The sequence below is a fragment of the Kitasatospora sp. NPDC091257 genome, from assembly GCF_044757675.1.
Lineage (GTDB): Bacteria > Actinomycetota > Actinomycetes > Streptomycetales > Streptomycetaceae > Kitasatospora > Kitasatospora lactacystinica.
Window position 1 is genome coordinate 1 of sequence record NZ_JBIVVI010000351.1, and the last position, 7,473, is coordinate 7,473.

The 7,473-nt window shown below is 70.2% G+C and carries 7 protein-coding genes and 1 pseudogene; 5 read left to right on the forward strand and 3 right to left on the reverse strand.

All coding sequences use genetic code 11. The features are described from left to right. The 4 genes from ACIQOV_RS18005 to ACIQOV_RS18020 all read left to right on the forward strand — a co-directional run. Positions 1–302 (forward strand): carbohydrate ABC transporter permease (locus ACIQOV_RS18005; protein WP_401049530.1); only part of this gene is annotated, 302 nt, incomplete at its 5' end. Beyond that, positions 302–1,150, forward strand: coding sequence for a carbohydrate ABC transporter permease (locus tag ACIQOV_RS18010; protein WP_401049532.1), 849 nt, complete (start codon positions 302–304; stop codon positions 1,148–1,150). The genes ACIQOV_RS18005 and ACIQOV_RS18010, both read left to right, overlap by 1 nt. 204 nt (positions 1,151–1,354) lie before the next feature. Continuing rightward, the gene (locus ACIQOV_RS18015; RefSeq protein WP_401049533.1) at positions 1,355–2,605 is read left to right on the forward strand and encodes an alkaline phosphatase family protein; all 1,251 of its coding nucleotides are present in this window, start codon (positions 1,355–1,357) and stop codon (positions 2,603–2,605) included. A gap of 236 nt (positions 2,606–2,841) precedes the next feature. Continuing rightward, a complete protein-coding gene (locus ACIQOV_RS18020) occupies positions 2,842–3,813 on the forward strand; it encodes a LuxR family transcriptional regulator (protein WP_401049535.1) in 972 nt (323 codons plus the stop codon). A 202-nt stretch (positions 3,814–4,015) separates the two neighbouring features. Here the strand turns inward: ACIQOV_RS18020 and ACIQOV_RS18025 are convergent, their stop codons facing one another. Beyond that, positions 4,016–5,239 (reverse strand): hypothetical protein, encoded by a 1,224-nt coding sequence (locus ACIQOV_RS18025; RefSeq protein ID WP_401049537.1) that lies wholly within the window; start codon positions 5,237–5,239, stop codon positions 4,016–4,018. Between the two features lie 193 nt (positions 5,240–5,432). Then, positions 5,433–5,918, reverse strand: a complete 486-nt coding sequence (locus ACIQOV_RS18030) for a hypothetical protein (RefSeq protein ID WP_401049538.1) — start codon at positions 5,916–5,918, stop codon at positions 5,433–5,435. A 230-nt stretch (positions 5,919–6,148) separates the two neighbouring features. Between ACIQOV_RS18030 and ACIQOV_RS18035 the strand changes: the two genes are divergently transcribed. Continuing rightward, complete coding sequence (locus tag ACIQOV_RS18035; protein ID WP_401049540.1) at positions 6,149–7,153, forward strand: 1-aminocyclopropane-1-carboxylate deaminase/D-cysteine desulfhydrase; 1,005 nt, start codon at positions 6,149–6,151, stop codon at positions 7,151–7,153. 227 nt (positions 7,154–7,380) lie between these two features. On the opposite strand, the pseudogene ACIQOV_RS18040 reads toward ACIQOV_RS18035, so the two are convergent. After that, positions 7,381–7,473: pseudogene (locus ACIQOV_RS18040) on the reverse strand (tryptophan synthase subunit alpha); the annotation flags it as partial.

Below are 7,473 nucleotides of genomic sequence, written 5' to 3' on the forward strand. Positions count from 1 at the left end.
GGGTGGACGGCGCCACCCCCTGGCAGACCTACCGCAAGGTCACCCTGCCGCTGCTGCGCCCCGCCTTCCTGGTCGGCCTGGTGATCAACCTGATCAACGTCTTCAACTCGTTCCCCGTCATCTGGGGCATGACCCAGGGCGGCCCGAACGCCGACACCGCCACCACCACCGTGTTCATGTACATGCTGCGCGGCTACGACGTCGCCGAGTCCGCCGCCATGTCCGTCGTCAACTTCGCCGTCGTGATCCTCATGGTGATCGTCTTCCTCAAGGTCAGCCGCTGGAACGGGGAGGAGAGCTGATGACCACCCTTCAGTTGCCGCCGACGGCACGCCGTCCGCGTGCCCGCACCGTCCTGTTCACCACGCTGGCCTGGGCACTCGCCGCACTCTTCCTGCTGCCCTACGTCGAGATGCTGATAACCGCCGGCCGCCCGGCCGACCAGCTGCGCGACAACTCCTACCTGCCGACGGGCTCCGACTGGTCCGCGTTCACCAAGGTCTGGACCGACACCACGCTCGGCCAGAACCTCCAGGTCACCCTGCTGGTGGCCGGCGGCTCCACCCTGCTGGTGCTCCTGGTCGCCCTGCCCGCCGCGTACTACACCGCCCGGGTGCGCTTCCGCGGCCGCAAGGCCTTCCTGCTGCTCGTGCTGGTCACCCAGATGTTCCAGCCCACCGCCCTCCAGGTCGGCCTCTACCGCGAGTTCTACGCGCTCGACCTGCTGGACACCCCCATCGTCCTGGTGCTCGCCAACGCCGCCTTCAACCTCGCCTTCGCGATCTGGATCCTCAGCGCCTACATCGGCTCCATCCCGATGGAGTTGGAGGAAGCCGCGATGATCGACGGCAACAGCCGGATCGGCGCGCTCTTCCGTGTCACCCTGCCGCTCGCCCTGCCGGGCGTGGTCACCGCCGTGATCTTCACCTTCATCTCGGCCTGGAACGAATTCATCATGGGCCTGACCCTCACCAACTCACCCGACCGGCAACCGCTCACCGTCGGCATCAACAACATGATCGGCGCCTACAACGTGCAGTGGAACCACGTGTTCGCCGCCTCGCTGGTGGCCATCATCCCGGTCGTCATCCTCTTCGCCGTGATCGAACGACACGTCGTCTCCGGACTCACCGCCGGCTCCGTCAAGTAACGCGGCGCGTGGTCCCACGTGACGCACCATCATCACCCGATGGGCGGGACAGCCTCCCTGGAGACGCTCCCGCCCATCGGCGTCTCAAAAGGTGGATCCCCGGCATCGGGCCGACCCTCGGAGGAACCGACCGTGATCATGCAGAAGCTGTTCCCGAGTGTCCGAAAGCGGAGGCGAACGACGGGCGGGCCCACGGCCGCCGTGATGGCAGCCGCTGTCTCGCTCGTATGCTCCGCCGCCGGACCCGCCGCCGCCACCCCCTCCACGACGGACTCCGCCGCGCTCCCGCGCCCGGACCACGTGGTCATCGTGATGATGGAGAACGAGGACTACGGCGACGTCATCGGCAACACCGCCCAGGCCCCGTACATCAACTCCCTTGCGCAGACGGGTGCGTCGTTCAGCGACGCGCACGGCGAGTGGCACCCCAGCCTGCCGAACTACTACGCCCTCCTGTCCGGCTCCACCCATGGGCTGACCAACAGCACTCCCCCGCCACCCGGTTCGGTCGACGGGGACAACCTGCCCAACGAGCTGATCCAGCACGGCCTGGGCTTCGCCGACTACTCCGACGAAGCCACCCCCGCCGCCTGGCTGCGCTTCGCCGACCTGCCGGGCACCGCCACCGCCCCCAACCCGGTCGACAAGTGGCTGACCTGCCCGTCCCCGACCGCCGGCCAGGACTGCGGCTTCCCCGCCGCAGCCGCCGGCTACGCCGCCCTGCCCGCCGTCACCTTCGCGCACGGCAACGAGCACGAGTCCATGCACGACGGCAGCATCCCGGGCGGCGACACCTGGGTCAAGAACGTCTTCGGCGGCTACGCGGAGTGGGCCAAGACCCACAACAGCCTGCTGATCGTCACGTGGGACGAGGACAACTTCACCTCCGCCAACCACATGCCCACCGTCTTCTACGGCGCGAACGTCCACCCGGGCAGCTACAGCGAGACGATCAACCACTACAGCATGCTCCGCACCGTCGAGGACATGTACGGCCTGCCTCACCTGGGTGACGAAGCCGACGTGGCACCCATCCTCGACGTCTGGGGCCGCACCACCTTCGGCACCGGAAGCGGCCCCGGCCCGGTGACCGGCCTGAACAACTGGTGCCTGGACGACAGGAACGGCTCCACCGCCGACTTCACCCCGGTCACCCTCGCCGCCTGCACCGGCGGCGCCGGCCAGAACTGGACACTGCCCGGCGACGGCACGGTGCGGGCCCTCGGCGCGTGCCTGGACGTCCTGCACAGCGGCACCGCCGACGGCACCGTCGTCCAGCTCTACCACTGCAACGGCGGCGGCGCCCAGCAGTGGGTCGCCCGCGCCGACGGCACCCTGATGAACCCCCAGTCCGGCAAGTGCCTGGACGACCCCGGCTACAGCCTCGGCAGCCCCCAGCTGATCATCTGGGACTGCAAGGCCGGCGACAACCAGAAGTGGCACCTCCCGGCGTAGGCCCGGGGCAGCGGCGGAGGCGGCGGCACACCCATGTCGCCGCCGCCCCTCGTGACGATCACCCGGCACGACCGTGGCGGTACGGGCAGCGCGGGCGCGGACGCCGTCGCCCTCGGTTCCGCCCTGGCGCTGCTGGGTGCAGGCCGCCTGACACCCCGCCAAAGTCGACCCGCCGGCGGCGGAAGGACGACGGTTTCGCTCGCCGCATCCGGTCGGCCCATGAGACGATCGAGGATATGTATTCGCTCAATGGTATAGGTATAAACGATACGGCCGAGAACACCTACCTCCTCCTCGTCGAGCGCGGCCCGCTGACCCGTGCCGAACTGGCAGGCGCCCTGCGGGTGACCTCGCACGCCATGAACATGGCCGTCGGCGAACTGACCGGCCTCGGCCTGGTCGAACCGGACGGCACACGGCTGGTCGCCCGACCCCCGCGCGCCGCGCTGGACGTCGTGGTGGACAAGCGCACCAAGGAACTCGCCGCCCTGCACGACGGCGTCGAGGAACTGTCCCGCTTCTGGCGCGACCACCACCACGCCGACGGAGCCGACTACATCGAAGTCGCCCGGACGGAGGCGGCCCGCAGCGCACTGGTCCGGCGGCTCTACGACGAGGCCACCGAACGGGTGCGCGGCCTGACCATCGGCTTCACCGGCCGATCCGCACAACCCAACATGCTGGCCCCCGGCTGCCGGGAGGCGCTGACCCGCGGCGTCACGTGCACGGTCGTCTACGGGGCCCGGGTGCTGCGGGACGGGGCCGCCCGGCAGGCCGTCCGGACCTCCGTCGGCCTCGGGGAACGGGCCCGCGTCTTTCCCGAGGTCCCGCTGAACATGGGCATCTGCGACGACCGGTTCGCCCTCGTGTGCCCCCCGGCCGGCGACTGGGACCGTCGGCACCACATCGTCGTGCGGAGATCGGACCTCCTCGACTCGCTGATCGGCGTGTTCGAGTCGTTCTGGCAGATCGCCGTCCCGCTGCCGGCCGCCGTCGAGGCGGCGGACGACGCCGGGACGGCTCCCGGAGTCGAGAGCCGGCAGCTGCTCACATACCTCAGTGGCGGTCTGACCGACGAGTCGATCGCCCGCGAGATCGGTGTCAGCGAGCGGACGGTGGCCCGCCGCATCACCCGCCTCCAGGAGCTCCTCGGCGCGCGGACGCGGTTCCAGCTCGGCGTCCAGGCCAGCCGTCGCGGCTGGCTCTGAGGAGCCGAGCCGTGCGGTACCCCGCGGCGGGCGACGACCGGCCTGATACCGCGCTTCCACAGCGGCCGGCGGTACGGGCCGCCGCCGTCGGTGGGTCTCGTCGCGCTGGACCCGCACGTCCGCGGCCCGGGTGCGCGGCCGTGGCGCGGCGGCGCCGGTGCGGGGCCCGCACCGGCGCCGGACCGCGTACCCGGGTACGTCCTCAGTTCGTCGCGTCCGGCTTCACGAGGTCGGGCAGCTTCGCGTCGAAGAGCCCGCCGAGCTTCAGCGAGGGCAGGATGTGGCCCTGGTCGGCGGCGTCGTTGACGACGCTCGCGGCCCACGCGGACGCCGCGAGGCGCTGGTTGGGCGTGCCGTGGTGCCCGTAGCTGCGGAAGCCGCAGTCGCCGACCTGGTAGTAGGACTGCTCGGAGGCCAGCAACCGCTTGGTGTTGAGGGCCTCGCCGCGCGAGTGGGTGAGGAAGTACGTGCCGAACGCGTCCGCCATCATCTCGACGCGGCGGCTGGCCTCCGGCCCGGTCAGTGCGGTGTTGGAGATCAGGTTGTCCTCGAACTGCACGTGGTGGCCGAACTCATGGGCGAGGATGGTACGCGGAGCGGTGTCGCCCAGGCCGACGGCTGCCATGCCCTGCAGGATGCCGTCGCCCACGACGATGTGGTCGGAGAGGCCCCGCGGGTATGAGCTGCCCTTCTCGGTGTAGGCGATCGCGTTGAAGGTGAAGTACGGGTTGGTGCCGCCCTTGAGGGCGGGCTCCGAGTTGATGAGCTCGATGAGCCACCGGGCCACGGGGAGCTTGCCCTCGACGCTGCCGATGGGAACCTGCATGTACAGGGCGCGGGCCAGCCGTTCCGGGGAGGAGAAGACGTCGCCGCCGTGCATCGGCACGATCTGGATGTCGTCGGAGTCGATGTCCCAGAACTTCTTGAGGTCCTTCCCCTCGGACCTCAGCTCGTTGGTGTACTCGCCGTTGACGCCGAAGGTGGTGGACTTGGGGTCGTCGGCGGTCAGCATCGCGTCGTACATGGCGAGGGTCCCCACCCCGATCATTGGCAGGGCATACCGGAAGACCGGGTCGGCGTCCTTGAGCGTGTCCCTCGCATAGGCCGTCAGCGCCGTGTTGTTGCACTGGTAGTCGCCCGGGTTGATGACGCCGTCGAGGATGTTCGCCCACGGGGTGTCGTCCACGCCGAACTCGGCGGCGGTGGCGGCGGCCCGCTCCTGCCAGCCGGCCGGCATCGCGGTCAGGATCTTGTCGACGAGATCCCGCTGATGCGGAGTGAGCGAGGAGGTGTCGAGCCCGTAGGCGGAGGCCGCGGCTCCGGCGGTGGCCGTCGTGCCGTCCGCGGCCGCTGCCGGCAGGGAGGCGCCGAGGGCGCAGGTGGCCGCGGTGACAACGGTGACGGCCCAGGCGAGCGTCTTCTTCACGAGAACTCCTTCTGCATAACGGAGCCGACACGCCTGCTCGCCCTGTCGGGGCGGAAGAGGCGGTCGGCCGTGCCGTCGGCAAGACTGCGTGGAGAACCACTTCCGGAGACAGTCGTCCGCACTGTCCGAATCCGGCATGACAGGAACTCGACATACTCCACACGTCAGCGGGAATCCGCTATGTGACCGTCTCTCACGTCGGAAAGCCGAGCAGGTCACCGCCCTCCTCATCGTGCGCCGCGTCCCCCGGCTGAGCGCTGAATCCGCCGCCGGTCAGGGCGAGTTGTTCACAGCCCGGCGCTACCGCCCCGTCTTCACCGACAGCCCCTTCACCACGCTCCAGACCGAGCTCCAGCACCTGGCAGCACACGGTCGTCGAGCAGGTGATCGCGGACGGCAAGTCCGGCGCGCCGGCCCACCTGCCCTCCGGGAACTTCCAGGCCAGGGCCCCGACTGCCACCCTCCGTGCCCACCTGGTCAATATCCCGGCCCGGATTGCGCGCTCGGCATGGCGTCTGACGATACGTTTGCCGATGCAGTGGCACTGACGCGACGCCTTCACCACGTTCTTCGACGCCGCCCACGCACCGCCGACCCGCTGACCGAACCCACCCACCCCGCCCGCGAGGGCCGACAGGAGAGCCTGTGGAAGAGCTGGACAGACCAGCGGGTGCCACACGCCCTCCCACCGGTCATCGCCGCCCGAACACCGACACGGTCACCTCAGAAGCGGAGCGGTGGATCCGGGCTGGGTCGGTTCGACCTCGACATCACCGGGCTGAGAAGCGTCATCGGCGCGTTCACCCCGCAGTTGGTCAACGCTGCCGGTGCTCAACGTTGCCGGCGAACGTGGCGTGGCCGACTTGATCACCCTCCTCGGCGGGCCGCTGCTCCCGTATCGTCGGTCGTATGACGCGTCCGCTGCTGCACCAGCGTTGGCCTGAACTGGCCGAGTCGCTGCCGCACCTCCCGCTGGGCGACGTGCCGACGCCGGTGCGGCCTCTGGCCGGGCTCGGCTGCCAGTCTCCGCTCTGGCTGAAGGACGAGAGCGGCTACGGGCACGGCGGATGGGGCGGCAACAAAGTCCGCAAGCTGGAATGGCTGCTACCCGAAGCCCACCGGCGCGGTGCCCGGACGCTCCTCACCGTCGGCGGTCTCGGAACCAACTGGGGCCTGGCAGCGGCACTCTACGCCCCCGAACAGGGCCTCACCGTCGCCCTCGCCCTGATCGACCATCCGGTCGACGGTCACACCCGGGCCCAGCTCCGGCGCCTTCGTGCATCCGGCGCCACCTTGCACTTCCTACACACCAAGACCCGCCTGATCCTCGCCGCCCCCTGGCTCTTCGCACGCCATTCCTCGATGCGAGGCCCCACCCTCCCATACTTCCTCCCGGCCGGCGGATCCTCGCCGCTCGGCACGCTCGGGTACGTCGAAACCGCACTGGAGCTGGCCGCGCAGGTGTCGAACGGGCTGCTGCCCGAGCCCGGCTGGGTCGTGACCGCGGTCGGCTCGGGAGGCACCGCCGCCGGCCTGGCCCTGGGGCTGCGGTTGGCCGGCCTGCGCACCCGCGTCCTCGGGATCGTCGTCAACGACACCCTGCGCCTGGACAGCACGGCGCTCAACGCGCTGGCCCGCAAGTCCGAGGCGCTGCTCCGCAATCGGGGCGCCGCCCTGCCCCCACTCGGCCTCAGCTCGGACGACATCCGCCTCGACCGCGGCTGGCTCGGTCCCGGCTATGCCCACCCAACTGCCGAAGCCACCGCAGCACTCAACCGCGCCGCCTCCGACGCGGGGCTGGCACTCGAACACACCTACACCGCCAAGGCCCTCGCGGCGCTCCTCGACCTCGACGCCTCCGGGCGCTTCGGCGACGAGCCGGTGCTCTTCCTCAACACCTTCGGCCCCAGATAGAAGGCATCAACCGACCAACGCCCGCGAGTACGGGGCCCCGGCCGATCCGGCAAGCATCGGTGACGATGCCCCGGCAGGGAACGGATCGCCCAAGGAGTCATCCGAACCGGTTACGTCCCAGGATCACCGCGAGAAGTGGCGATCCAGGCTCTCACGCTGCATGTTCACGTGATCATCTCGCCGGTGAACGGCAACGGCAGGCAAGCGCCGGCCCCGCCGCCCCGCCACCCGGCGCCGCCGGCGGCCGCCAGGTCCGCCGCGAACCGCGCCACGCCGTAGCGGTCGACCGGGTTCCAGTACGTCATCACGAGCACCGCGGC

What these genes read in the sequence shown, in the direction of transcription:
- ACIQOV_RS18020 (WP_401049535.1), top strand. Translation starts at nt 2,842, where the DNA reads ATGTATTCGCTCAATGGTATAGGTATAAACGATACGGCCGAGAACACC.
- ACIQOV_RS18035 (WP_401049540.1), top strand. Translation starts at nt 6,149, where the DNA reads ATGACGCGTCCGCTGCTGCACCAGCGTTGGCCTGAACTGGCCGAGTCG.
- ACIQOV_RS18010 (WP_401049532.1), top strand. Translation starts at nt 302, where the DNA reads ATGACCACCCTTCAGTTGCCGCCGACGGCACGCCGTCCGCGTGCCCGC.
- ACIQOV_RS18015 (WP_401049533.1), top strand. Translation starts at nt 1,355, where the DNA reads ATGGCAGCCGCTGTCTCGCTCGTATGCTCCGCCGCCGGACCCGCCGCC.